Source organism: Kitasatospora sp. NPDC051984 (assembly GCF_044593455.1).
GTDB lineage: Bacteria > Actinomycetota > Actinomycetes > Streptomycetales > Streptomycetaceae > Kitasatospora.
In genome coordinates this window covers 73,241-95,671 of record NZ_JBIUCB010000015.1, presented here as the reverse complement: position 1 = coordinate 95,671, position 22,431 = coordinate 73,241, and the positions used below count along the sequence as shown (strand labels likewise).

General features: G+C 73.4%; 29 protein-coding genes. 17 read left to right on the top strand and 12 right to left on the bottom strand.

What is annotated here, in order from left to right; all coding sequences use genetic code 11:
- Window positions 1-125: 125 nt before the first annotated feature.
- On the bottom strand, window positions 126-512 hold the full coding sequence (locus tag ACIHEI_RS26320) for a DUF2809 domain-containing protein (protein WP_396608320.1): 387 nt from the start codon (window positions 510-512) through the stop codon (window positions 126-128).
- A gap of 152 nt (window positions 513-664) precedes the next feature.
- Here ACIHEI_RS26320 and ACIHEI_RS26315 point away from each other — a divergent pair, with 152 nt between their 5' ends.
- Both ACIHEI_RS26315 and ACIHEI_RS26310 read left to right on the top strand, forming a co-directional pair.
- Window positions 665-1,207, top strand: a complete 543-nt coding sequence (locus ACIHEI_RS26315) for a 2'-5' RNA ligase family protein (protein WP_396608319.1) — start codon at window positions 665-667, stop codon at window positions 1,205-1,207.
- Window positions 1,208-1,384: 177 nt separating this feature from the next.
- A complete protein-coding gene (locus ACIHEI_RS26310) occupies window positions 1,385-2,161 on the top strand; it encodes a methyltransferase domain-containing protein (protein ID WP_387649513.1) in 777 nt (258 codons plus the stop codon).
- A gap of 7 nt (window positions 2,162-2,168) precedes the next feature.
- Here the strand turns inward: ACIHEI_RS26310 and ACIHEI_RS26305 are convergent, their stop codons facing one another.
- Window positions 2,169-2,570 carry a pyridoxamine 5'-phosphate oxidase family protein gene (locus ACIHEI_RS26305; protein ID WP_387649515.1) on the bottom strand — a complete coding sequence of 134 codons (402 nt, stop codon included), beginning with the start codon at window positions 2,568-2,570 and terminating at the stop codon, window positions 2,169-2,171.
- 177 nt (window positions 2,571-2,747) lie between these two features.
- Here ACIHEI_RS26305 and ACIHEI_RS26300 point away from each other — a divergent pair, with 177 nt between their 5' ends.
- A complete protein-coding gene (locus tag ACIHEI_RS26300) occupies window positions 2,748-4,172 on the top strand; it encodes a DUF2252 domain-containing protein (protein WP_396608354.1) in 1,425 nt (474 codons plus the stop codon).
- Window positions 4,173-4,282: 110 nt separating this feature from the next.
- Here the strand turns inward: ACIHEI_RS26300 and ACIHEI_RS26295 are convergent, their stop codons facing one another.
- On the bottom strand, window positions 4,283-4,480 hold the full coding sequence (locus ACIHEI_RS26295; protein ID WP_396608318.1) for a hypothetical protein: 198 nt from the start codon (window positions 4,478-4,480) through the stop codon (window positions 4,283-4,285).
- 87 nt (window positions 4,481-4,567) lie between these two features.
- Here ACIHEI_RS26295 and ACIHEI_RS26290 point away from each other — a divergent pair, with 87 nt between their 5' ends.
- The 7 genes from ACIHEI_RS26290 (at window position 4,568) to ACIHEI_RS26260 (ending at window position 8,870) form a co-directional block, all read left to right on the top strand.
- Entirely contained in the window at window positions 4,568-5,074 is a 507-nt protein-coding gene (locus ACIHEI_RS26290; protein ID WP_396608317.1) for a GNAT family N-acetyltransferase, read from the top strand.
- 79 nt (window positions 5,075-5,153) lie between these two features.
- The gene (locus tag ACIHEI_RS26285; protein ID WP_396608316.1) at window positions 5,154-5,462 is read left to right on the top strand and encodes a hypothetical protein; all 309 of its coding nucleotides are present in this window, start codon (window positions 5,154-5,156) and stop codon (window positions 5,460-5,462) included.
- Window positions 5,463-5,525: 63 nt separating this feature from the next.
- Window positions 5,526-6,317: an ATP-grasp domain-containing protein gene (locus ACIHEI_RS26280; RefSeq protein ID WP_396608315.1), complete on the top strand. Its 792-nt coding sequence runs from the start codon at window positions 5,526-5,528 to the stop codon at window positions 6,315-6,317.
- Between the two features lie 54 nt (window positions 6,318-6,371).
- Window positions 6,372-6,776, top strand: a complete 405-nt coding sequence (locus ACIHEI_RS26275) for a RidA family protein (protein WP_396608314.1) — start codon at window positions 6,372-6,374, stop codon at window positions 6,774-6,776.
- 148 nt (window positions 6,777-6,924) lie between these two features.
- Window positions 6,925-8,136, top strand: coding sequence for a cytochrome P450 (locus ACIHEI_RS26270; RefSeq protein WP_396608313.1), 1,212 nt, complete (start codon window positions 6,925-6,927; stop codon window positions 8,134-8,136).
- Window positions 8,133-8,366 (top strand): ferredoxin, encoded by a 234-nt coding sequence (locus ACIHEI_RS26265; RefSeq protein ID WP_396608312.1) that lies wholly within the window; start codon window positions 8,133-8,135, stop codon window positions 8,364-8,366. The genes ACIHEI_RS26270 and ACIHEI_RS26265 overlap by 4 nt, the downstream gene beginning before the upstream one ends.
- Window positions 8,367-8,480: 114 nt before the next feature.
- Window positions 8,481-8,870, top strand: a complete 390-nt coding sequence (locus ACIHEI_RS26260) for a hypothetical protein (RefSeq protein WP_396608311.1) — start codon at window positions 8,481-8,483, stop codon at window positions 8,868-8,870.
- 58 nt (window positions 8,871-8,928) lie between these two features.
- On the opposite strand, the gene ACIHEI_RS26255 is transcribed toward ACIHEI_RS26260, so the two are convergent.
- Together ACIHEI_RS26255 and ACIHEI_RS26250 are read right to left on the bottom strand one after the other, a co-directional pair.
- Window positions 8,929-9,114 (bottom strand): hypothetical protein, encoded by a 186-nt coding sequence (locus ACIHEI_RS26255; protein WP_396608310.1) that lies wholly within the window; start codon window positions 9,112-9,114, stop codon window positions 8,929-8,931.
- 370 nt (window positions 9,115-9,484) lie between these two features.
- Entirely contained in the window at window positions 9,485-10,762 is a 1,278-nt protein-coding gene (locus ACIHEI_RS26250) for an MFS transporter (protein ID WP_396608309.1), read from the bottom strand.
- 26 nt (window positions 10,763-10,788) lie between these two features.
- Here ACIHEI_RS26250 and ACIHEI_RS26245 point away from each other — a divergent pair, with 26 nt between their 5' ends.
- Both ACIHEI_RS26245 and ACIHEI_RS26240 read left to right on the top strand, forming a co-directional pair.
- The gene (locus tag ACIHEI_RS26245) at window positions 10,789-11,325 is read left to right on the top strand and encodes a CGNR zinc finger domain-containing protein (protein WP_396608308.1); all 537 of its coding nucleotides are present in this window, start codon (window positions 10,789-10,791) and stop codon (window positions 11,323-11,325) included.
- Between the two features lie 103 nt (window positions 11,326-11,428).
- Window positions 11,429-12,046, top strand: a complete 618-nt coding sequence (locus tag ACIHEI_RS26240) for a hypothetical protein (protein ID WP_396608307.1) — start codon at window positions 11,429-11,431, stop codon at window positions 12,044-12,046.
- A 139-nt stretch (window positions 12,047-12,185) separates the two neighbouring features.
- Here the strand turns inward: ACIHEI_RS26240 and ACIHEI_RS26235 are convergent, their stop codons facing one another.
- Window positions 12,186-12,818, bottom strand: a complete 633-nt coding sequence (locus ACIHEI_RS26235) for an AAA family ATPase (RefSeq protein WP_396608306.1) — start codon at window positions 12,816-12,818, stop codon at window positions 12,186-12,188.
- Window positions 12,819-12,922: 104 nt separating this feature from the next.
- On the opposite strand from ACIHEI_RS26235, the gene ACIHEI_RS26230 reads away from it, so the two are divergent.
- Window positions 12,923-13,561 (top strand): hypothetical protein, encoded by a 639-nt coding sequence (locus ACIHEI_RS26230; protein ID WP_396608305.1) that lies wholly within the window; start codon window positions 12,923-12,925, stop codon window positions 13,559-13,561.
- A 9-nt stretch (window positions 13,562-13,570) separates the two neighbouring features.
- Here ACIHEI_RS26230 and ACIHEI_RS26225 read toward each other — a convergent pair whose 3' ends face one another.
- Window positions 13,571-14,995: an FAD-binding oxidoreductase gene (locus ACIHEI_RS26225; protein WP_396608304.1), complete on the bottom strand. Its 1,425-nt coding sequence runs from the start codon at window positions 14,993-14,995 to the stop codon at window positions 13,571-13,573.
- Window positions 14,996-15,202: 207 nt separating this feature from the next.
- Here ACIHEI_RS26225 and ACIHEI_RS26220 point away from each other — a divergent pair, with 207 nt between their 5' ends.
- The 3 genes from ACIHEI_RS26220 (at window position 15,203) to ACIHEI_RS26210 (ending at window position 17,193) form a co-directional block, all read left to right on the top strand.
- A complete protein-coding gene (locus ACIHEI_RS26220; RefSeq protein ID WP_396608303.1) occupies window positions 15,203-15,604 on the top strand; it encodes a hypothetical protein in 402 nt (133 codons plus the stop codon).
- Between the two features lie 150 nt (window positions 15,605-15,754).
- The gene (locus ACIHEI_RS26215; RefSeq protein WP_396608302.1) at window positions 15,755-16,309 is read left to right on the top strand and encodes a GNAT family N-acetyltransferase; all 555 of its coding nucleotides are present in this window, start codon (window positions 15,755-15,757) and stop codon (window positions 16,307-16,309) included.
- 137 nt (window positions 16,310-16,446) lie between these two features.
- On the top strand, window positions 16,447-17,193 hold the full coding sequence (locus ACIHEI_RS26210) for a phosphotransferase family protein (RefSeq protein ID WP_396608301.1): 747 nt from the start codon (window positions 16,447-16,449) through the stop codon (window positions 17,191-17,193).
- A 137-nt stretch (window positions 17,194-17,330) separates the two neighbouring features.
- Here ACIHEI_RS26210 and ACIHEI_RS26205 read toward each other — a convergent pair whose 3' ends face one another.
- The 5 genes from ACIHEI_RS26205 to ACIHEI_RS26185 form a co-directional block, all read right to left on the bottom strand.
- On the bottom strand, window positions 17,331-18,059 hold the full coding sequence (locus ACIHEI_RS26205) for a class I SAM-dependent methyltransferase (protein WP_396608300.1): 729 nt from the start codon (window positions 18,057-18,059) through the stop codon (window positions 17,331-17,333).
- Between the two features lie 341 nt (window positions 18,060-18,400).
- Window positions 18,401-18,709, bottom strand: coding sequence for a hypothetical protein (locus ACIHEI_RS26200; protein WP_387649575.1), 309 nt, complete (start codon window positions 18,707-18,709; stop codon window positions 18,401-18,403).
- Window positions 18,710-18,868: 159 nt separating this feature from the next.
- Window positions 18,869-19,342, bottom strand: coding sequence for an aminoglycoside 6'-N-acetyltransferase (gene aac(6'), locus ACIHEI_RS26195; protein ID WP_396608299.1), 474 nt, complete (start codon window positions 19,340-19,342; stop codon window positions 18,869-18,871).
- Between the two features lie 5 nt (window positions 19,343-19,347).
- Window positions 19,348-20,328, bottom strand: a complete 981-nt coding sequence (locus ACIHEI_RS26190; protein ID WP_396608298.1) for an LLM class flavin-dependent oxidoreductase — start codon at window positions 20,326-20,328, stop codon at window positions 19,348-19,350.
- Window positions 20,329-20,418: 90 nt separating this feature from the next.
- Window positions 20,419-21,618, bottom strand: a complete 1,200-nt coding sequence (locus ACIHEI_RS26185) for an MFS transporter (RefSeq protein WP_392946324.1) — start codon at window positions 21,616-21,618, stop codon at window positions 20,419-20,421.
- 181 nt (window positions 21,619-21,799) lie between these two features.
- On the opposite strand from ACIHEI_RS26185, the gene ACIHEI_RS26180 reads away from it, so the two are divergent.
- The gene (locus ACIHEI_RS26180) at window positions 21,800-22,363 is read left to right on the top strand and encodes a DinB family protein (protein WP_396608297.1); all 564 of its coding nucleotides are present in this window, start codon (window positions 21,800-21,802) and stop codon (window positions 22,361-22,363) included.
- Window positions 22,364-22,431 lie beyond the last annotated feature (68 nt).

The following is a 22,431-nucleotide window of genomic DNA, read 5'->3' as shown; positions in this document are numbered from 1 at the left end:
GCCTGCTGTGCGTGGACGCGCGAAGCCTGTGCTCTGCTCCAGAATGTCCCAAATGTACCCATCTGCCCGGCGGCGCGTCCCCCCGCCGACCCGGCCGACACGCCGTGTTCGGCCGTTCCCCCCACCTACCGCCGGTCCCGCCCCTCGGTGGCGCGCCGGGCGGCGAGGTGGGCGGCGACGGCGGCGAGTGCGCCGAGGGTGTAGCCGAGCAGGTCGGACGGGTCGAAGGTGGTGCCGAGGGCGAGCCGGGCCAGGCGGCTGTGTGCGGCGAGCGTCTCGGGGACGCCGGTGAGCTGGAACGTCTCGACGGCGAAGCTGGTGGCGAGCGCGGCGGCACCGGCGGTCCACGGCCGCAGGCGGGGCGCGGCGGCCATCAGCAGCGTGTGCAGCAGCGCGGTGTAGAGCGCCCCGCCGAGCAGCGCCCCGGCGGCGGACGGCAGCAGGCCGGGGGCGACCAGGCCGAGTGCGACGACGGCCGCGGCGGTCAGCAGCCAGCGGGCACGGCTGCACATCTGACTGGACGTCAACTTCCTTGCCGACAGCGGACGATGGGGCTCGGACGGGTGCGGTGGGCGTGGCGGGTGCGGGTCGCTGGTGCGCATCCGCACAGCCCATCACACGGGTCGGTCGCGGGTGTGCCCGGGGCGGGCCCTACGGTGGGGGCATGCGAACCATCGAGTTGACCTGCGCCCCGGCGCTGGACCGGGCGGTGCGGACGGTGTGGCGGCAGTTGGCCTACGGCGGGGTGGACTCGCTGGCGGACAATCCGCACCCGGCGCACCGGCCGCACCTGACGCTGGCGGCGTGCGGGGCGGTCGAACCGGAGCAACTCGCGGAGCTGGGTGAACTCCTGGCCGCCGCACTGCCGTTGGAGGTCCGGTTCACCGGTCTGCTGTCGTTCAGCGCGCGCAGCCGGCGGCGGGTGCTGGCCTGGGGCGTGGTGCCGAGCCCCGAACTGGTGGAGCTGCACCGCGAGGTGTGGCGGCTGCTGGCCGCCGCCCCCGACCCCAATCCGCTGTATCTGCCGGGCCGTTGGATGCCGCACCTCGGCCTGACCCGTCGCCTCGAACCGGACGCCCTCGCGCAGGCCCACGACCTGCTGGGCCGCCACCCGGACCTGACCGGAACCTTCGACGCGGCGCGGACGTTCGACTCCGAGACCCAACTCACTGTCCCGCTAACGCCGGTGGCTCCGCGAAGCCACTGACGCGCTACCGCCGGTGGCTCCGCGGCGCCGCCGACGACCGGTCCGGCGCAGGGTCGGGAATGCGCCACGGCTCCCCCGTCGAACGCGCTGCCGCTCCCCCTGACCTCCCCGGCGTACGCCCCTTGTCCTGGCGAAAGACGCTTCCCTGGCGAGTCCGGGTTTGATTGACTTCCGGTCATGACCTCCCCTGTGTTCGAGACCGTGCCGCCCCACCCGATCGCCTACCTGGATCGACTGGCCGTCTCGGATCTCGGTCTCGCCTACAAGGCGACGATGCTCACGGCGCTCGCCGCCGAGCGCGGCCACACCGTGGTGGACCTGGGGTGCGGCCCGGGCACGGACCTGGCGGCGCTGGCCGAGGCGGTCGGCGCGGAGGGCACCGTGTACGGGGTGGACCACGACCGGGAGGCGGCCGACGCGGCCACCGACCGGACGGCGCACCTGTTCCAGGTCGCGGTGCGGCTCGCCGATGTGCACGACCTGCCGCTGGCGGACGCCAGTTGCGACCGGGCGCGCACCGACCGGGTGCTGCAGCACGTCGCGGATCCGGCGCTCGCGCTGCGCGAGGCCCGCCGGGTACTGCGTCCCGGCGGCCTGCTGGTGCTGGGCGAACCGGACTGGGGCACCCTGACGATCGACCACCCGGAGCCGTCGCTGACCGCCGCGTACACCCGGTACGTCACCGACCACGCGGTGCGCAACGCCCGGATCGGCAGTCAACTGCCGCGGCTGGCCGCCGAGGCCGGTCTCGAGGTGGTCGACGTCCACCCGCTCACGCCGGTCTTCCGCGAGGTGGCCTCCGCCGACCGGGTCCTCGGCCTCCAGCGGGTCACCCGGCGCGCCGTCGCCGCGGGCTACCTCTCCCCCGCCGACGCCGACCGCTGGCTCGCGCACCTCGCCACCGGCCCGTTCCTGGCCACCGTCACCTTCCACGTCGTCACAGCGCGCGCCTGAACACCGTTCAGGCGCGGCCGAGGGCCCGGTCCACGGTGATCTCGATGACCACCCGCTCCGGGTTCTCGCGCGGCTGGCGGTAGCGCTCGGCGTAGCGGCGTTCGGCGTCGGCGACGGACGCGGCGTCCTGCCGGATGACGGCGCGGCCCTCCAGGGTGGCCCAACGTGCCCGGTCCACCTGGCAGATGGCGACCCGCTGCCCGGCCTCGCCGGCGGCCAGCACGTTGCGGACCTTTCGGCTCTCCCGGCTGCTGATCACCCGGGCGATCCCGGTCTCGGGGTCGAAGGTCGCGCCGACGGGCACCACGTGCGGGGTGCCGTCGGGGCGCAGCGTGGTGAGGGTGCACAGCTGGTACTCGCGCCAGAACGCGAGGTAGGCCGGGTCGAGGTTGTGGATGTCGTGTGCCATGCCCGCATGGTACGGCGGGCCCTGGGGCGGCTCCGTGGCGGCCCTGGGGCGGTTCCGTGGCGGCCCTGGGGCGGACCCGCCCGCTGGGGTGCGGGCCGGGCCGGGTAGCGTCACCGCTGGTAGGGGCGGTCCCTGTCGGGTTCGGCGCGGTGGCGGAGGGAGTCCGGGGTGGCTACGGTGGAGGTCCGGGAGGGCGGGCAACTGTCTTTCTCCGCGCGGCGGTTCACGGTGGACGGGTTCGCCTCGGCCCCGGACCCGGAGGGCCCGAAGCGGCGCGGGAAGCTGCTGCGGGAGCGGGTGCCGCTGGAGTCGCACGCCGGGCTGGTGCTGTCGGCGTCCCGGCCCGACGTGCCGGCCGCGGTGGAGTCGGCGAACGTCGGCCGACTGCCGCACCTGGTGCCGCTGCGGGTCGGGCGGATGGCGGCGTCGCCGTTCGCGTTCCTGCGCGGTTCGGCCGGCCTGATGGCGCACGACCTGGCGACCACCCCGGTGAGCGGCGTCACCGCGCAGCTGTGCGGGGACGCGCACGCGGCGAACTTCGGCCTGTACGGGGACGCCCGGGGCCGACTGGCGCTGGACCTGAACGATTTCGACGAGACGGTCGTCGGCCCGTGGGAGTGGGACCTGAAGCGGCTGGTGGCGAGCCTCGTCCTGGCCGGTCGCCAGCTGGGCGCGGGCGAACTCGCCTGCCGGCAGGCCGCGTTCGACGCGGCGGCGACCTACCGGCGGACGGTGCGGCGGCTGGCCAAGCTGCCGGCGCTGGACGCGTGGAACGCCTGGGACGCCATCGCCGAGCACCAGTTGGTGGAGTTCACGGACGCGCACGAGCTGAGCGAGGTGCTGGCGGCGGTGTCGGCGAAGGCGCTGCGCAACACCGGCGCGAAGTTCGCGGCGCGCTCCACCGTCCTTACGGAGGACGGGGGTTGGCGGTTCGTTCCGGCGCCGCCGATCCTGACCGAGGTGACGGACCGTCAAGCCTCCCTGGTGTCAGGCGCGTTGGCCTCCTACCGCGACACCGTGCCGGCGGAACTGCACCCGCTGCTGGGCCGGTTCCAGGTCCAGGACGTGGCGTTCCGGGTGGTGGGCACCGGCAGTGTCGGCACCCGCTCGTACGTGGTGCTGCTGACCGACCGCCGGGGCGGGCCGCTGGTGCTCCAGGTGAAGGAGGCCCGCCCGTCGGTGCTGCTGCCGCACCTGGTGCGGGCCGGGTTCCCGATACCCGCGGACGGCGGCCACGAGGGCCGCCGGGTGGTGCTCGGGCAGAAGCGCATGCAGGTGGTGTCGGACCCGCTGATGGGCTGGACCAGCGTCGCCGGACTCCCTTACCAGGTACGCCAGTTCCGCAACCGCAAGGGCAGCGTCGACCCGGCCGCCCTGACCCCCGCCCAACTCGACGACTACGCCCGCCTCACCGCCGCCCTCCTCGCCCGAGCCCACGCCCACACCGCCGACGCCGCCCTGCTCGCCGGCTACTGCGGCAAGGACGACCGCCTCGACGAGGCCCTGACCGCCTTCGCCATCACCTACGCCGACCAGTCCGAAGCCGACCACGCCGCCCTTCTCACGGCGATCCGCACCGGCCGCCTCCCCGCCGAGAGCTGACCGCCGGGAGCGGCAGGGCGGGCCCGGGGAGCCCGAGCACGGCCTCCAGGTCATGCTGCGCGGCGGCCGGTCGGTGACGGAGGTCGGCCCGCGCCCGCCCGCGGCGCCGGTCAGCTGCCCGCGAGCCCTACGACGACCACACACACCACCAGCGCCAGGAACAGCGTCGGCAGTGCCGCGATGCCGAGGAAGACGTAGGAGGCCCGCTTGGCGACGGGGGTGCCGTGCTCCCGCAGTGCGGCGAAGCAGACCAGCGCCACCGCGATCACCGGCACCGCCCGGAACACCGCGAACGAACCGTCCGGCATCTCAACTCCCCTGACCCGCACCGATGCAGGGTGATCCTGCTGCGGCAGGTGCGCCCGGCGCCTGTCGGGCGGGGCACAATGAGGCGCATGCGAGTACGAACGGTGCGGGTCGGGGAACTGTCGGCGCTTCAGGAGATCGAGCGGGCCGCCGGGCGGTGGTTCCACGAGGTCGGGATGGCGGAGATCGCGGAGGACGAGCCGCTGTCGGTCGAGGAGTTGGGGCGGTATGTCGAGGCGGGGCTGGCCTGGGTGGCGGTGGACGGCGAGGACCGGCCGGTGGCGTACCTGATCGCCGAGCGGGTGGACGACGCGTTGCACGTGGAGCAGGTCTCGGTGCATCCGGATGCGGCGCGCCGGGGTGTCGGGCGGGCGTTGCTGGAGCATGCGGCGCAGGTGGCGCGGGCCGACGGGCTGCCGGCGTTGACGCTGACGACGTTCGCGGAGGTGCCGTGGAACGCGCCGTACTACGCCCGTTGCGGGTTCCGGCCGGTGCCGGCGGAGTTGCTCGGGCCGGAGCTGCGGGAGGTGCGGGCGCGGGAGGCCGAACACGGGTTGGACCGCTGGCCGCGGCTGGCGATGCGCCGTACTCTCTGAGCCACCCGGTGCCCGCCCGGACGCCGGTGAGTGCCACCGTCCCGGTGCGCGGGGCGGCCGGACGTGGGAGGGGCTGAGCATGGTCGCGCGGGGAACGGCACGGCTGCTGGTGGGCAACAGCGGTGAGGAACCCCTGGAGTTGACGGTGGAGCCGTGGGCCGGGGCCTACTGGATCCCCCCGGGCCGGACGTTCGCGGTGGTCACCCCGACGCCCGGCGAGGACGGATCGTGGCGGGGCACGACCGGCCCGCACGGGCTGTTCGGGGTCGACCGTCGGCCGGATTCGGTCACCGTGTGGCCGTACGGCAGTTGCTTCCAGCTGACCGACGGGACGGGCACGGCGGCCGGCTCCGACTGGGGCCGCGCGGAGCGTCCGCCGGCCTGCTGAGTCCGGCCCGGGTTCGGGAAATCCGCTGGCGGGGCGGGGTGTCGGCGCGTCATGATCACCGGCATGAACGTCCTCTCCCCCACCCTGTTGCTCGCGCCCCGGATCAACGAGACCGGTCTGCAACTGCGTACGGCCGCCGGCCGGCGCGGGATGCGGGCGTTCACGGCATCGTCCTGGCGGGCCCCGCAGGAGTTGCTGGGGCAGCAGGTGCACCTGTACGGCGGCCCGTTGTTCGGGGACGCGGTCGGCGGGGCGCTGGGGCTCGGCCTGTTGGAGCCCTCGGCCGGCTGGCTGGCCGCGCTGCCGCGTGAACTGACAGGCCGCAGCGTCGAGTTGACCACCCTCGCGGCGGCGCGCCGGCTGACCGGGCCGGCGTTCGTGAAGGCCCCGGCGGACAAGCACTTCGCGGCGCGGGTGTACCGCGACGGCGGCGAGCTTCCGGGCCCGGAGCTGCTGGACGGGGAGGTGTCGGTGCTGGTCAGCGAGGTGGTGCAATTCGCCGTCGAGTACCGGCTGTTCGTGCTTGACGGCACGGTCCGGGCGGCGTCCCGGTACGCGCGTGACGGCGAACTGTCCATCGGCGCCGACGATTTGGACGGACCGGAGGCGTTCGTCGCCGAGGTGCTGGCGGCCTCGGCGGAGTGCGCGCCGCTGCCGAGCGCGGCGGTGGTGGACGTCGGCCGCACGCCCGGTGGTTGGGCGGTGGTGGAGGCCAACGCGGCCTGGGCGAGCGGCGGTTACGCGTGCGACCCGGACGCGGTGCTCGGCGTGGTGCTGCGGGCGGCCGGTCCGCTCGAGCGACTTCCGGACGGCGACCGGCCGTTCCTGCGGGAGTTGCCGCAGATCGAGGATTGACGCACGCCGAATTGGGGGTGCGCGGGGCGGCCCGGCTGGGCGAGGATGATCGTCATGAACTCCTCGCACCTCACCCACATCACCGAGCCGCCCGGCGTCGCCCCCGCCACCGGCTACACCCACGTGGTCACCGGCACCGGCCGGCTGGTCCAGGTCTCCGGGCAGGTCGCCCTCGACGAGCAGGGCCGGGTCGTCGGCGAAGGCGACCCCGGGGCGCAGGCCCGGCAGGTGTTCGCGAACCTGGACCGCTGCCTGTCCGCGGCCGGCGCGAGCTTCGCCGATGTGGTGAAGCTGACCATCTTCGTCACCGACATCGGATACCTTCCGGCGATCCGCGAGGCCCGCGCGGCGTACATCGACCCGGCGCGGCTCCCGGCGAGTTCGGCGATGCAGGTGGTGGCGCTGTTCCGGCCCGAGATCCTGATCGAGATCGAGGCGATGGCCGTCGTCGCCGGCTGAATCCCCGTCCGGGCCAATACCCGCCCCCTGTCCGCCGGTTGAGATTCCACGGGTGGCTGGATTCCGTACTGCTGCGGGGCGGGTGTGCCGCATACGGTCGGGGGGTGGCTGCCGGTCGGCAGCCTGCGATCTCTCGCCAGGAGGACGGATGACCACCGCCGCGCACCCCGAGGCCCCCGACGCGCAGCCGCTGGTGCCCCTGCACTGCCTGCTGCGCGCCGAGCCCGGCCCGCCGAGGCTGGCGGCGCTGCCGACCGGCACCCCGGTGTGGGTGCTGACCCGGCACGCGGACGTCCGGCAGGCGCTCGCCAACCCCGGCTTCGGCCGGGCCACGCTTTACGCGCCGGACGCGCCGCCGCTGACGCTCACGCCGAACATCCTGGACGACCCCGCGTCGATGCTGAACAGCGACGGCCCCGACCACCAGCTGATCCGCCGCACCGTGCAGCGCGCTTTCACGCCACGGGCGATCGAACGCTGGCGGCCCTGGGTGGACGGCGTGGTACGGGAGTTGGTGGACGACCTGGTCGCCTCGGGCTCGCCCGCGGACGTGGTCGCGGCGCTCACCAAGCCGCTGCCCGTCCGGGTGATCAGCCGGCTGATGGAACTCGACGGCCTGGACATCGACCGGCTCGGCCACTGGAGTGACCACGCACTGTCCACCACGGCGTACACGGCGGACGAAATCCGCACCGCCATCCGGGAGTTCAGCGAGTTCGGGTACCAGCTGGTGGTGGCCCGCCGCAAGAACCCCGGCGAGGACCTGGTGAGCTCGCTGGTGCAGGCCGCCGACCAGACCGGCGGCGTGACCGAGGAACAGCTGACCTCGCTCACCATCGGCCTGGTGATCGCCGGACACGAGACCACCATGACCAGCTTCGGCAACGCCCTGGTCTACCTGCTCGACCCCCAACACGCCGACGCCTGGCGGAAGATCGGCCAGGACCTGTCGGCAGCGACCGCCGCCACCGAGCAGATCCTGCGCACCGTCCCGCTCGGCGACCGCACCTCCGCACCCGGACTGCTCCGGCGGGCCGTCACCGACGTGGAGATCGGCGGCGTGGTCATTCCCGAGGGCGCGATCATCGCCTGCGACGCCGGCGCCGCCAACCTCGACCCGGACGTCTACCCGCCCGGCCCCACCGACCTGTTCACGCCGCTCGGCACCCCGTCGCTGACCTTCGGCGCCGGCCCGCACCACTGCCTCGGCGCCTGGCTGGCCCGGATGGAACTCGAACTCGGCCTCCACCACCTGGCCCGCGTCCTGCCCGAACTCCGCCTCGCCGCCCCCGTCGAGGACATCGCCTGGCGCACCGGCCTGCTCACCCGCAGCCCGCTGCGCCTGGAGGTGACCTGGTGAGCACCGACCCCGTCGTCGTGACGGTCGACCAGTCCCGCTGCATCGGCAGCGGCCTCTGCGCCCGCACCGCCCCCGACGCCCTCACCCTCGCCCCCAACGGCCGCGCCGCCCCCCTCCACCCCACGGCCACCCCGTCCCCCGACCTCACCGAAGCCGCCGAGATGTGCCCCGTCGAGGCCATCGCCGTCCACCACGCCACCACCGGCGAACTCCTCGCCCCCGTCTGGTAGTTCGGCCCTCCACCCACCGGCCCCGAGAGCATCTCCCTCCGGGGCCGGTGGCGCGCAACCGCCTGCACCAGGTCGCCCCAAGGCTCGTCCCCCGGGGCCGGTACGGTGCGCAGCATGGTCGCCCCACTCACCTCCGCCGCGATCGCCGCCTGGCGGGCCCGCACGAACGCGGCACTCGCCGACCTGACGGCCGGTTTCGAGGACCGCTTCGGCTACTCACCGGGCGTCAACGCGGTACACCTGGCCACGCCCACCACTCGCGCCGCCGCCGAGGCTCTCGGCCCGCTGCCCGCCGACCTCGCCGCGCTCTACCGCGAGATCGCCGCCGCCGACCTCCCGGACCTCGACCACGGCTTCTTCGTCCACCCGCCCGACCTCGTCGCCGCCCACGGCCCAAACCACTGGTCTTCGCCAGCGACGGCGGCGGCCTGCTGTTCGCCCTCGCCATCGACGGCCGGGTGCTGCGCTCGCTTGCCGCCTCCCGCGGCGCCGGGTTCGCGCTGAAGGCCGACTGTCCGCACGACTTCATGGACGGGCTGGCCGGGCGAGCGGAGGCGCTGGGTCAGTCCCACCAGAGGACGGTCATCAGCCCGCGCCGGGCCGCGCCCACGTAGAACGCCTGCAAGGCGTGGAAGTGGCGCAGCAGGTAGCGCGCCGGGTCGCCGCGGAGGTCGAAACCGAGCAGTGCGGCCAGGGCGGGGCCGGACGGGAGCCGGTCGAGCAGGGCGGGGAAGTCGATCTCGGCCAACTCGGCGGCGACTCCGGCGACTTCGGCGGGTGTGAGTGCGGTGGCCGGGCCAAACGAAGGCGATCGGGTGCGGCCAGGTGTTCAGGACACCCGGGTCGACCGCCGCGGAGCCGTCGAGCGCGCGGCGCAGTGCGTCCACCTGCGTCCTCTCCAGGCCCGCACTCTCCAGGCCCGCACGTTCGCAGACGGCCCGGAGCGCGACCGGGGACCAGTCGAGGTCGAGGTGATCCCCGGCGGGCGGGTCCCAGTCCGGATCGCCGTCGTGGAGTGCGGCGTGCCGGCGGCAGCGCTCCAAGTAGTCCGGGGTGATCCGGGCGAGCTGCTGGGTAATGGCCATGACGCCAAGTGTCCGGCCGCTGTCCAGCGGGTTTCAGCCGAGGCGGGGGACGCGCTGGCTACCCGATTCGCGCAGCCTGCTGCGGAGTTCCGTGCCGACCGTGACGGACAGAGCGGCGACGGTCAGCAGCGCCAGCAGCGCCCAGGCCGGGGTGAAGCTGCCGGTGAGGTCGACCAGCAGGCCGAGGACGGGCGGCACCGTGATGATGGCGAGCTGGTTGACGGACATGGCCAGGCCCAGGGCGAAGCCGGTCCGGCCGGGCGGGGCCGTCTCGGTGACGTGGGCGACCCACGGGCCGTACCAGCCGAAGCCGAAGAAGCCGAGCCAGACGAAGACGCCGGACGCGACCGCCGGAGCACCCCCGCCCGGCGTCATCAGCAGAGCGAGCCCGACGACCACGGCGACCATGCAGACCAGCACCACGGCATGCCGACCGAACCTGCTGCGGTCGCTCCAGGCGGCCAGGCAGACCCGTCCCACCACTCCCGCGCCCTGCGCGGCCACCAGCACCAGGGCGGCCTGCCCGGCGCCGAGCGACGCCTCCCGGTGGAGGTGCAGCACTGTCAGCACGCCCACCCCGCACTGGACCGAGACCAGGCTGGTCCCCGCCAGCATGATCTTCACCATCGCCGGTTCACGCAGCATGCCCAACCGCGCACGCAGCTGCGCCGACAGCGGGAGCGACGGTTCCACCGGCCCGGCCGGCCCGGGCGGCCTCCGGTAGCAGCCCATGAAGAGACCGGCCCCGAGCAGCGCGACCCCGCACCCCGTTACCAGGGTCGCCCGCCACCCGAACTCCCTTGCCACCACCGGGAGTACGGCCGAGGCGAGCGCCGCCCCGAGCGGCAGCCCGGCCTGCCGGACGCCCATGGCGAAGCCGCGCTGCGAAGCGTCGAACCAGGACGCCACCGACTTGCTCCCGCCCGGTTGGACGGTGCTGTACCCCGCACCGACCACCAGCAGCGCGCCCAGCAGCGCCGGGTACCCGGACGCCAGGCTCCCCAGCCCGAGCGCCAGCCCGACCACGCCGGCGCCGATCCCCACCACCCACCGCTCGCCGTACCGGTCCAGCAGCACACCTGCCACCAACAGGCCGACCAGCGGCGCGAGTTGGGCCGCCGAGACCAGCAGGCCCAGCTGCGCCGTGCTCAGGTCCAGTGCGCTCTGAAGCTGAACTCCGAGCGCCCCGATCCCGCCCACGAAGAAGCCGGACGCGGCCTGGGTGAACGTCGCGATACCCAGCACGACCCAGCGATAGGGCAACGGGTTGCGGCGCGCGGATCCGGCACGTGCGGCGGTCTGTTGTGTCATGCCGCCCACCCTGTTGTAATGCCCTTGTGCAACTCAACCCTTACGGCGAGGACGCGGTGAACCTGGCCGCGGATCTGGCCAACCGCCGCCCCGGGAGCGCGGACGAACTGGCGGACCGCTGCCGCGCCGCCGGCCTGGCCCTGGAACGCCCGGTGGCACCGGACGATCTCGGCCGCGCCCTGGCCGCACTCGACGCCTGGGAGAAGGTCGTCGACGCCGGCGGGGAGCAGGAGCGCGCCGACCTGCTCAACCGCATGCTGGCCGAGGCCGCCGCCTACCCCCGCCTGACCTCCCACGCCGACACCGGCTGGCACCTGCACTACCGGGACGCCGAACAGCCGCTCGGCGCCCTCCTGTTCACCCTGTTCGCAGTCGGCACCGCCCTGCACCTGGCCGGCCGAGGCATGCACCGCCTCCGCCGCTGCGAGGTCCCCGAATGCGCAACGGCCTTCGCCGACACCTCCCGCACCGGCCGCCAGCGCTACTGCTCCCAACGCTGCGCCAACCGCGACGCCGTCCGCCGCCACCGCGCGCGCACCGCGACCGCCTCAACGCCCTCCTGAGCGCCGCTGCTTTCTGCGGCCGGTCAGAAGTGCGGCCTCCCGCCTCCGGTGTCCCCGCTGGCGGATAGCCTCCGGCGGGAACGAGCGGCTGACGGGAGTGGACGTGGACATCGAGGAAATGCTGGACCGGCTCGGCACCGTGATCGGGCCGCCGCCTGCGGGCGGAGTGGTCCCGGTCCCGTGGGAGCTCGGGCCCGAGGTAATGGGTTTCCAACTGCCTGCGGACTACCGGGCGTTCGCCGACCGGTACGGAATGGTCAGCATCAGAGACGAGCTGCACATCTACACACCATCGGCAGCGCCCGGCCCCGAGATCAGGCAGCCGCTCGGCTTCGAGGGATTCCTCTACCTCACGACGGATCCCTACGGGTACTGTGGCTCCCTGGGCCAGGCCTACCTGGACGGGGACTACGACGAGTGCCCGTATCCGATGTTCCCGGCCGAGGGCGGGCTTCTGAACTGGGGTAACAACGGGAGCGCCGACCATTTCTTCTGGTTGATGCGGGGGCCGGACCCGGACCGCTGGCCGGTTGCTGCCGAGTTCAACTCGGCGCGGGAGTGGGACCTGTTCGAGGGTGGCTTCCTGGAGTTCCTGCTGGCGGCGGTGACGGAGGAGTATCCGTACCACGAGGACGTTGTTCCCGGTGGGATGAAGGAGGTCGGTGACGGCCGCGGCTATCGCTTCCGGGGTGACTGGTCGAAGCAGCTGGGTTGGCAGTGAAACCCGCGATCACGAGACGGCCTTCACGACCTGCACCGGCCACCAACGCCACTGCCCCCGTTGCGTCAACCGCGACGCGCCCGTCCGCCGACACCGGCGCGAACTACTGCCACCCGACCGGCAGTTCAACAGCGCCCTCTCAACCGGCCCGCAGATGCCGGATCTTGACGCCGGCCCGGCGCAGCGTCGCCCGGAGCACCGTGTCGGTGTCGGGGGCGGGGCGCAGCCCGGCGAGTTCGGCGATGCGGTCCGCGACCTGGGTGACGGTCAGCCGGTCGGTGCGCAGGTGCGTGGCGAAGGCGGGGTCGGCGAGCCGGTGCAGGCAGTCGTCGAGGCGGCGGACGGCGAAGCTCTGCCCGTGCGGCGGTGCGGGCAGACGGGCGAGGCGCCGCAGGTGGTGCACGGGTTCGCGTTCGGCGAGGCGGCGCAGTACGGTGGCGCGGTCGGCGAGCAGGGTGAAGTGCCGTACGTCGTGGCCGAGTTCGCGCAGGCGGCCGACTGTCTCGGCGAAGTACGCCGGATCGGTGACGGTCATCGGCACGATCAGCGGGCCGGGGTGACGGCGCGCGGCGAGGTCGAGCATCTCGACGGTCCCGGTGCGCCACGCGGCCAGGTCCTGGAAGTCGCCGCGCAGCGCCGGGGGCAGCATCCGGTGCAGGCCGAAGCCGAGGTGTTCGGGGTCGCAGACAACGGCTCCCGGCAGCCGGCGGGCCAGGTTGTGCGCGGTCTGCGTCTTCCCGCCCCCGAACGGCCCGTTGATCCACAGCAGCACGACCGACGCCTCCCGACAGCAGTTGCTGTTACTACAATGACACGGCTGCTCGCCCGATCCCGCCGCCTGCGATCATGAGGGCTTTCTGCACCTCGGAGGGGTACATGGGGCACGTCTTCGCTCGGCTGACCGGCTTCGGCATGACGCTGATACCGGTCTGGCCCTACACCTTCGAGCGCCCGGACCACGCGCCGGGCACGGTGCGGGTGACCCGGTGGGAAGGGCAGACCGCCCACACCGCTGTCGTGACCGGCCCTGCGGCGCAGCCGACGATCGAGTTGGCGGACGCCCAATCGGCGACCGAGGTCGTCGAGGTGCTGGCCGGACCCGACGAGCGCGTCTGGCGGATCGAGACCTCGCCGTTCTCGGTCGAGTGGCCGGAAGGCTTCTCGATCGACTCCCCGCCCGCCGGCGACACTTCCACGCCGTTCTGCCTGTTCGGGCCGGCCGGCTCCCTGATCTACCTCCAGGGCCCGCGCAGCCTCGATCGGATCCCGCCGCTCACCCAGTTCGTCGCCCCTGGTCAAACCATCGTCGGTCACCGCACCGAGGCCGCGTTCGAGGCCGTCGAACTCGCCTACCAGCACGACGGCATCGCGTGGCGGCAGTGCCATCACCTGGTCGCCTTCACCGACACCCTCGGGCTCGTCGTCACCGCCCAGTGGCCCGCCGCCCACTCGGACCAGGTCCGCCGGGCCGCCGAGTTGGTGGCCCGGTCGGTCCGGGCCCGATCCGGCACCTGAAATCGGGGATCACCCCCGCCCGACGGCCTGCGGGAAGTCGAAGAACCCGTCCGGGTCGTACGCCGCCTTGACGGCGACCAGCCGCGCGAGATTGGCCCCGTAGTACGCGTGCCCGAATTCCTCGAGGTACGGGTCGGCGTAGTTGACGTATGCCCGGTCGCCGGCCCACGGGCGCATGGCGCGGCGCAGGTCCTGCTGCCAGCGGGCTGCCGCGTCCAGGGCGGCGGCCGGCGCGCCGGGCTCGAAGACGCTGTGGTACTGCGCCGAGAAGAGAGCGTCGCGGTGGACGAACGCGGTGTCGGCGGGAGCCACCCGTCCGACGGCCCCTTGCAGGCTGTCCAGCAGGACGTAGGCCGGACCGCCGTCCGCCGCACGGCGTTCGACCGCGGTGACCAGTGCGTCGATGCCGGCGGGCGGCAGCAGGACCGGGAAGAAGTTGGACGTCGCGACGAACGGCGGCCGGTCGATCACGGCGTCCGGTGTCTGCCCGGTCAGGCGGAGTTGGGTCACGCTGCCCGGGATCCCCGTCGTCGACATGATCATCTCCTGGTAGGAGAGGACCTCGTTGCTCAGCTCGAGCGGCTGGATGCCGACGGCGGCGACCAACTGCTCTGCCACGTCGGGCCCTTCGCCGAGGACGTAGATCCCCGACTCCACCACGCACTCGCCCGTCTCCTCGACGGACAGCCGCAGGAAGGACCAGACCTCGTCCGCCTGGCCCGGCGCCCAGCGCTGCCAGGCGTCCACGATCCGGGCCGCGTCGCGCCAACTCCAGCGCAGGCCGACCCGGGTGACCTCGGTCGTGGGGTGCGTGCGGAACGTGAACTCCGTGACGACCCCGAAGTTGCCGCCTCCTCCGCCGCGCAGCGCCCAGAACAGCTCCGGCTCGCGCTCCGCCGAACACTCCCTGACCCGGCCGTCGGCGGTCACCACCTGGGCGGAGACCAGCCGGTCGCAGGTCAACCCGTAGGCGCGGCAGACGATTCCGATCCCCCCGCCGAGCGTCAGCCCCGCGATGCCGACGCTCGGGCAACTGCCCGCCGGTATGCTCCGGTTCTCGGCGAGCAGCGCGTCGTACACGTCGATCAGCAGCGCCCCGGCGCCGACCGTCGCGGTCCCGTCGGCGGCAGACCCCTCGGTGGTGACCGCGTTCATCCGGCTCAGGTCGAGCGTGACGCCCGGGCTGGTGGACCACCCCCCGTAGCAGTGCGTCCCCGCGCGCGCCGCCAGTGGCAGCCCGTACCGGCGGGCGAAGGCGATCGTCTGCCGCACATCCTCGACCCCCTGCGCGAACACCACCGCCTGCGGATGAATGTCGAACCGCGAGTTGTACGGCAACCGGGCCACCCCGTACGCCTCGTCCCCCGGCCGCACCAGAGTGCCGTCGAGATCGCGGGCCAGTCCGTACCAGTCGGTCGAGGTCGTGCTCGGCATCGGCTTCATCCTGCCGATTGTGCGGCCCCACCACCCCTGATGGCCAGGTGCGCACTTCCGGGACGGGTGAGCACTCCTGCTGCAACAGGCCCTTCCCGAGCGCCACTTGCTCGCCCGCACCGGCCCGGTGACCTGCGGCGACGTGGCCGTCAGGGGCTCGCTCTACGCTGAGCCCCTGATCATCGTCCACCGGCAGGAGCGAACCAGATGAACGACGTCGGGCACACGGCAGTTGCCCTCCGCGACGCCCATTTCCGGCTGAAGAGGCTGGCCCGCACCTGGGCGGAAGCCGGCACGGTGCGTGGACGGGAACCGCTGGGCCCGGCCTGGCAGTACTCGGACCTCCCGGACGAGGCCTGCTACCTCGACGGCCAGACGCTCGAACTGGCCGGCGGCCTGACGCTGATCGCCCAACTGGCCGTCAGCTTCGTCACCACCGGCACCGACATGCTGGCGTCGGTCACCGTCGAGGACGACGAGGGCAACGTCACCGAGCTGCTGGCCACCGGCCCCGAGGAATTCCCCACGACCGCCGCGGAGTTGGCCACCGAGATCGACCGGTGCCTGACCCGAATGGAACGCCTCGACCTCTCGCCCGCCCTCCGCTGACACCACGGAACGAGCCTACGGGCCGCGAGTTCGTCCTTCTCGTACATCTCGTGCTTCTCGTGCCTCTCGTGCTTCTCGTGCTCCTCGTGCTTCTCGTGGTCGAACCGCCCCGCCGCCGGAGGAGAACACCCGGTGCGGGAAGATCGCCCCATGAGTTCGCCGACACCCGCCCGCCACCTCGTCCGCCGTATCACCCCGGAGGACTGGCCCTCGCTCCGCGCGCTGCGCCTGGAGGCCCTCGAGGACTCGCCGACGGCGTTCAGCGTCACCCACGCCGCGACCGCGGCCCTCCCCGACGCGGACTGGCAGGCCCTGGCGACGGAGGCGGCGACCTCCCCTTCCGCGGCCCTGTTCGTCGCCCTCGACCCGTCCGCGCCCTCGGGCGCCTTCATCGGCATGGCGGGCGCCGCCCCGCTCCCGGACGTCCCGGAAACGGCCCACGTCCACGGCGTCTACGTCACCCCGGCCCACCGCGGCCCGGAAGGCCCGGCCGCGGCCCTCGTCGCGGCCGCCACAGCCTTCGCCGAGAACCACATCGACGTCACCCGACTGACCCTGGGAGTCCACGAGTCCAACGCCCGCGCCCAGTCCTTCTACGCCCGCCTGGGCTTCGAACCGACGGGCCTCCGCGTTCCGTACGCGCTCAACCCGGCCGAACAGCTCGTCATCCTCGGCTACCCGGCCTTCCGCCCCCGGGCCCGCTGACGGCACCGGCAGCCGGGAGCTCGTCGCCAGGTCCTGCCTGCCTGTCGGCGGGACGTGAGAACCTCCGGGCACGGCCGCATCGCCGCACGTGACAAACCCGGCGACGCCGGCGGCCGTCGCCGGGATACTGGGCGCCCATGGATGAAGTCGAAGTCGTTGTCGCCCATTCCGAGCGTGCGACTCTGCGCGTCGGCGACGTGTTCCTGAAGGTGGACGCCGACGGCGCGCGCCTCTGTGCCGAGGTCGAGGCGATGTCTCTCGCGCCGGTCCCGACCCCGGAAGTCCTGTGGTACCAACCGCCCGTGCTCGCGATGGCCGCTCTCCCGGGGACGACGCTCGGCCGCCTCGGCGGGCCGTCGACGGGATCGCCGGCGGCATGGGCCGCGGCGGGCGCTGCCATCCGGAAACTGCATGACGCACCGCTGCCGTCCCGACTCGGGCGGGCCGGGCGGAGCATCGCCGTGCTGGCGGCGGAACTTGACGCCGAGTGCGAGCTGCTCGTGGCGAACGGCTTCCTGCCCGCCGACCTGGTCACCCGCAACCGCCAGGTCGCCGAGGCCGCACTCCGCCCATGGACCCCGGCTTTCACCCACGGCGACCTGCAGATCGCGCACGTCTTCCTCGACGGTGACGAGGTCACGGGCATCATCGACTGGTCCGAGGCCGGCCGGGGCGATGCCCTGTACGACCTCGCCACCTTCACCCTCGGACACGAGGAACACCTCGCCGACGTCATCACCGGCTACGGCACCGACGCCGACCGCGACGTGATCCACGCGTGGTGGTCGCTGCGAAGCCTGCTGGCGGTCCGCTGGCTGGCCGAGCACGGCTTCGACCCCTTCGCGCCGGGCTGCGAGGTCGACGTGCTGAGATCCCGGCTGTGAGGCCGCCGGACCCCAGGACTCCGGCCGGGAATCAGATCCGTCGCATCCGGTAGACGCAGGTCCGGTAGGGCATTGCGAGGTCGACGTGCTGAGATCCCGGCTGTGAGGCCGCCGGACCCCAGGACTCCGGCCGGGAGTCAGATCCGTCGCATCCGGTAGACGCAGGTCCGGTAGGGCATCTCGACACTGTCGCGGCCGGCCAGCGCCGGGTCGGTGGCGGCCAACTCGCCGATCTCCCGGTCCAGGCGGGCCTGTTGGGCGGCGTCGGCGGTCAGGTACGAGGAGCGGGACCGCACCAGGTCGATCAGTCGGTCCGTCGGGACGGTCACGGTGTGCTCGATCAGGCCGCGTTCGGGTTCGGTGAACCATGGCGTCACCGGCCCGTACTGCCAGGCGTCTTCCAGGCCGTATCCCTCGTTGCCGACGATGCCGGAGAGCGCGGCCACCCACGGCGTCCGGTCGTCACGGATGTTCCACATCGGGGCGAAGACGCCGCCCTTGCGCAGCACCCGGTGAATCTGCGGCAGGGCGTCCTGCGGAGTGAACCAGTGGTACGCCTGCCCGACCACGACCGCGTCGACGGACTCGTCCGGCAACGGAATGTCCTCGGCGCTGCCGGCGAGCACCCGCGTGCCCGGGAGGCGTTCGGCGGCCACGGCACGCATCTGCTCGTCGGGCTCGACCGCGATCACCTCGTGACCGGCCGCACGCAACACACCGGCCAGCAGCCCGGTACCGGCCCCCAGGTCCAGGACGCGCACCGGCTCGGCACCGACGGCCCGGGCGACGGCCTGGACGGGGTAGGTGGGCCGGATCGAGTCGTACAGGCGGGCAGCGGCACCGAAGGACAGCGCAGCGGAGGACATGCTCGCGAGCGTACTCAGATTCGGTCGGCAGTACGGGCGTTACGGCAATCCCAAACACCCGCCGACGGCTACGGGCCCCACCCCCCGCCACCCGAGCGGTCGGGTCCGGTGACCACCACCGGCCCGAGTACGCGCGGCCTTTACGTGCGGCTGCCACCGATTCGCCGCGAAACTACCGGGGTTCCCGGCGCTGGCGGCGCGGCCGGCTGCCTGGCGAGCCCTGCCGTCCCCGCCGGAGGACCACCTCCGCGGGTACATGCCGGAGATGAACGTGCTGTGCGCGCTGGGCGACTACAGCAGCCAGAGCGATCAGCCGATCACGAAGCACCTCAACGTGGCGATCAGCCCCGCTGCCACCAGGCCCTGACGGTCCTCCACCGCCCCCGCGCGGGGCGGGCCGCGCGGTCCGAGAGCAGCGCCCGGCCCTCGAACCGGCCGCCGGGCACCTCGACGGGCGCCTTCCGGTCGGCCTCGGCGAGCAGTTCGGCGTGCGCCGCGTACGAGGTGCCGCGCACCGCCTCCTCGTACGCGGCCAGCATTCCGCCGACCGCTGCGGCGGCTCCGCGGTGCCGCCGCAGCGCCTGCCCGGCCAGGCCGAGCAGGGTCAGTACGCCGGCCAGCACCGCCAGCGTGATCAGGTAGGGCAGCATCACCGCTCCGTCGTCCGTCCCGACACTCGTCCGTCCAACCTACGTATCGGGAGCGGCAGTTCCTCAGCCTCCCCCGGGGAGACCGAACAGTTCGGCGCACGCGGCGAGGCCGGTCAGCTCGATGCCCTGTTTACCCGGGCCGCGTCACGCGTCGGGCGGTCAGGTCAGCTCCTCCGCGAGCAGGTCCATCAGCAGTCCGTCCTGCCAGGTGCCCGTCCGGTGGTCGCGCCAGTAGGCCCGCATGATTCCGACGGGCTTGAACCCGACCTTGGCGTAGCTGCGGATCGCCGCAGTGTTGGCCGCGGCGGGGTCGATGGTCAGCCGGTGGTGGCCGCGTTCGTGGACCAGCCAGCGGGCGAGGGTGCGGACGGCGTCGGTGCCGAGTCCCCTGCCGTGGTGGCGGGCCGTCAGGAAGATGTCGAGGCCGGCGTGCCGGTACTCGGGGTCGGTTTCTTCCGCGAACTGGATCGCTCCGATGACCTCGCCGTCGAGGACGACGGCGAGCATGTCCGCGAAGTCGTCCGGGGGCGACCACCACGCGGCGACTTCCGGCTCCCGCACGATCCTGCCGAGGACTTCCTCGTCCCCGACGGCCACCGACCGCAGTACGACCTTTCCCCCGCGCAGTTCCATGCCCCTCAGTATCCCCTCACGGCAGCCGGCAGCACCCGCGCCAGCGACTCGAGGGACGCCAACGCGTCGGCGCCGACCGGTGCGAGGACGACTGTCGTGGCGCCGGCCGCGTGGCGGGCCGCGATGGCCTGACGCGCCTGCGCGGGCGTGCCCGCGATGGCGAGGGTGCGGACCCACTCGGCGGGGAGGGTGCGGGCGAACTCGGCGCCGTCGGGGCTGGCCGCGCGGTGGGTGCGGAGGTCGGCGGCGAACGGGAGGGGGTCGAGGTGGGCGGCCCAGTCGGGTTCGCCGATCGCGGCCAGGCCGGGCCGGACCTGGTCGAGCGCGGCGCGCTCGTCGTCGTCGACCGCGGCGGCGTCGTAGGTGACTACGATGGCCTCGGGGCCGAGGTGGAGGCGTGAACTCGCGATGTACGCGGGGGTGGCGGGTTCGGCCAGCAGCAGCCCGTCGGCGACTTCGCCCGCCGCGGCCTGCGACTTGGGGCCGCGCACACCGAGGACGACGGGCGGCACCACGTCCGGGAGTTCTGTCAACTGGACGCCCTCGCAGCGCACGTAGCGTCCGCCTGCGGGGCCGGGCTCGCCGCGCAGCAGGGTGCGCAGCGCGGTCGTGTACTCCTTGAGCAGGGTGAGGGGGCTGGCGGGCCAGGCGCCGGCGTCGCGCATCCAGCCGGGCATGCCGTGGCCGATGCCGGCGGTCACCCTGCCGGGGTGGAGCTGGGCGAGGGTGGCGAGTTCCATGGCGGCGAAGCAGACGTTGCGGGCGCCGGCGGGCATGATGCCGATGCCGACGGTGATCCGGTCGGTCACGGCGAGCGCGGTGGCGGCCTGGGCGACGCCGCCCCGCCAGCCGAGGTCCTCGACCACCCACAGTTCGTCGAAGCCCAGTTCCTCCGCCCGGCGCGCGTACGGGATCAGGTCGCGGGCGGGCAGGTCGCGGGGCAGCATGACGCCGACCCGGCCTCGGACGCTGGTGGTGCTGGGCATCGGGGGCTCCTCAGGTGCGCGGAACGGTCACCTCCGCGCCGCCGGCGCGGAAATCCGGTGATCGTACCGCCAGCCCCAGATGGCCCCCTGTCAGAGCGTCGCACCCACCTGCTCGGCCGCCACCGGCTGGTCGCCGACCACCACCGGCGCCCGCCGGTCGGCGATCCACGACCCGACGGCGATCAGGAAGCCGATCATCGCCAGCCCGGCCCCGACCAGCGTCGGCGACGTCCAGCCGAGGCCGGCCGAGAGCGCGAGTCCGCCGAAGTACGCGCCCTGCCCGTTGGCCACGTTGAACGCGCCCTGGACGGTCGCGGAGGCCAGTGTGGGCGCCTTGCGGGCCTTGTCGATCACCAGGGTCTGCACGGTCGGGACGACCGCGAACCCGGCCATGCCGATCAGCACCACCGTCAGGGCGGCCGACCAGCGGGCGTGCGCGGTGACGGCGAACAGCGCGAGCGCGCCGGACATCGCGAGCAGCGCGCCGCACAGGGCGGGGCGCAGCGCGCGGTCGGCCGCGTAGCCGCCGATGACGTTGCCGATGGTCATGCCGACGCCGAACAGGGCGAGGATCAGGGTGACGGAGGAGTCGGCGAAGCCGGCCACCTCGGTGAGGGTGGGGGTGATGTAGCTGTAGCAGGCGAACAGTCCGGCGCAGCCGAAGACCACGGTGGCGAGGGCGAGCCAGAGTTGTCCGCTGCGGAAGGCGGAGAGTTCGCTGCGCAGTCCGGCGCCGGGGTGGGCGGGCAGCTGCGGGACGAGGCGGGCGATGGCGACGGTGCCGAGCAGGCCGACGGCGACCACGACGAGCATGGCGGCGCGCCAGCCGAGGTGCTGGCCGAGCAGGGTGGCGGCGGGGACGCCGACGATGTTGGCGACGGTCAGGCCGGAGAACATCACCGAGATGGCGCGGGCCCGCAGGTGCGGGGCGACCAGTTCGGCGGCGGCGACGGCGCCCGCGCCGAAGAACGCGCCGTGCGGCAGGCCGGTGATCAGCCGGGCGGCGGCGAGGAAGGCGAAGTTCGGGGCGAGCGCGCACAGCAGGTTGCCCGCGGTGAACAGCGCGACCAGGCCCACCAGGACGGCCTTGCGGGGCAGTCCGGCGGTGCGGGCGGTGAGCAGCGGGGCGCCGATCACCACGCCGGCCGCGTACGTCGAGATCAGCCACCCGGCCTGCGGGATGGAGACGTCCAGGCTGTGGGCGATCTGCGGGAGCAGTCCCATGGCGGCGAACTCGGTGGTGCCGATGGCGAACGCGGTGATGGCGAGGGCGACGAGCGCCAGGGGCATGGGGGTGCTCCACAACGAGGGGGTCAGTAGGTGCACCGACGGTATGTCAACGTTGTCAGCGCCAACCGATCCTACCGGGCCCCGCCCGTGCAGCACCCCCGCCGTCCGCGTACCGGGCGAAGGGCACGCTTCCTCGGAAAATCGTTTGCCGCCGGCCGGGCGGGCCGGAATCATCCGGACGATGAGCGAGCAACTTCCCGAGCGCTGGACGAAGGCGGGCGTGTACCCCGACATGTGGGTGGACCCGGACGACGATCCGCGCAACACGAACGGATCGGCGCCGGACGGCGAACTGGCCACGTTCCAGGACTACTTGACGAACTACCGGCTGACGCTTCGGATGAAGTGCGAGGGCCTGTCGCCGGAGCAGCTCGCCCACCGCTCCGTCCCGCCGTCCACCATGTCGCTGCTGGGTCTGATCCGGCATCTCGCCGAGGTGGAGCGCGACTGGCGCAACTGGATCGCCCTGGGCGAGCCGGCGCCCAAGCTGTACGGCGATCCGGACGGCGACTTCGAGGGTGCGCTGCCCGAGCGGTCGGTGGTGGACGGCGCGTTCGCCGACCTGGAGCGCGAACAGGCCGACACCGACGCCGAGTTCGCGAAGTTCCCGGACTTGGGCGCCCGGATCGGCCGCGACCACGACCCGGTCCGCGCCCTGTGGGTGCACCGCATCGAGGAGTACGCCCGCCACTGCGGCCACGCCGACCTGTTGCGCGAGCGCGTCGACGGCCGCACCGGCCAGTAGTCCCCGCGCGGCCCGAAAACCATGTGCGCGCGGGCGGCCCCTGCCGTTAGCGTCGGACGTTTCCCGGA

Coding starts and splice junctions, on each gene's coding strand:
- ACIHEI_RS26320 (WP_396608320.1), bottom strand. CDS start 512: ATGTGCAGCCGTGCCCGCTGGCTGCTGACCGCCGCGGCCGTCGTCGCA.
- ACIHEI_RS26315 (WP_396608319.1), top strand. CDS start 665: ATGCGAACCATCGAGTTGACCTGCGCCCCGGCGCTGGACCGGGCGGTG.
- ACIHEI_RS26310 (WP_387649513.1), top strand. CDS start 1,385: ATGACCTCCCCTGTGTTCGAGACCGTGCCGCCCCACCCGATCGCCTAC.
- ACIHEI_RS26305 (WP_387649515.1), bottom strand. CDS start 2,570: ATGGCACACGACATCCACAACCTCGACCCGGCCTACCTCGCGTTCTGG.
- ACIHEI_RS26295 (WP_396608318.1), bottom strand. CDS start 4,480: ATGCCGGACGGTTCGTTCGCGGTGTTCCGGGCGGTGCCGGTGATCGCG.
- ACIHEI_RS26290 (WP_396608317.1), top strand. CDS start 4,568: ATGCGAGTACGAACGGTGCGGGTCGGGGAACTGTCGGCGCTTCAGGAG.
- ACIHEI_RS26285 (WP_396608316.1), top strand. CDS start 5,154: ATGGTCGCGCGGGGAACGGCACGGCTGCTGGTGGGCAACAGCGGTGAG.
- ACIHEI_RS26280 (WP_396608315.1), top strand. CDS start 5,526: ATGAACGTCCTCTCCCCCACCCTGTTGCTCGCGCCCCGGATCAACGAG.
- ACIHEI_RS26275 (WP_396608314.1), top strand. CDS start 6,372: ATGAACTCCTCGCACCTCACCCACATCACCGAGCCGCCCGGCGTCGCC.
- ACIHEI_RS26270 (WP_396608313.1), top strand. CDS start 6,925: ATGACCACCGCCGCGCACCCCGAGGCCCCCGACGCGCAGCCGCTGGTG.
- ACIHEI_RS26260 (WP_396608311.1), top strand. CDS start 8,481: ATGGTCGCCCCACTCACCTCCGCCGCGATCGCCGCCTGGCGGGCCCGC.
- ACIHEI_RS26250 (WP_396608309.1), bottom strand. CDS start 10,762: ATGACACAACAGACCGCCGCACGTGCCGGATCCGCGCGCCGCAACCCG.
- ACIHEI_RS26230 (WP_396608305.1), top strand. CDS start 12,923: ATGGGGCACGTCTTCGCTCGGCTGACCGGCTTCGGCATGACGCTGATA.
- ACIHEI_RS26225 (WP_396608304.1), bottom strand. CDS start 14,995: ATGCCGAGCACGACCTCGACCGACTGGTACGGACTGGCCCGCGATCTC.
- ACIHEI_RS26220 (WP_396608303.1), top strand. CDS start 15,203: ATGAACGACGTCGGGCACACGGCAGTTGCCCTCCGCGACGCCCATTTC.
- ACIHEI_RS26215 (WP_396608302.1), top strand. CDS start 15,755: ATGAGTTCGCCGACACCCGCCCGCCACCTCGTCCGCCGTATCACCCCG.
- ACIHEI_RS26210 (WP_396608301.1), top strand. CDS start 16,447: ATGGATGAAGTCGAAGTCGTTGTCGCCCATTCCGAGCGTGCGACTCTG.
- ACIHEI_RS26205 (WP_396608300.1), bottom strand. CDS start 18,059: ATGTCCTCCGCTGCGCTGTCCTTCGGTGCCGCTGCCCGCCTGTACGAC.
- ACIHEI_RS26200 (WP_387649575.1), bottom strand. CDS start 18,709: ATGCTGCCCTACCTGATCACGCTGGCGGTGCTGGCCGGCGTACTGACC.
- ACIHEI_RS26190 (WP_396608298.1), bottom strand. CDS start 20,328: ATGCCCAGCACCACCAGCGTCCGAGGCCGGGTCGGCGTCATGCTGCCC.
- ACIHEI_RS26185 (WP_392946324.1), bottom strand. CDS start 21,618: ATGCCCCTGGCGCTCGTCGCCCTCGCCATCACCGCGTTCGCCATCGGC.
- ACIHEI_RS26180 (WP_396608297.1), top strand. CDS start 21,800: ATGAGCGAGCAACTTCCCGAGCGCTGGACGAAGGCGGGCGTGTACCCC.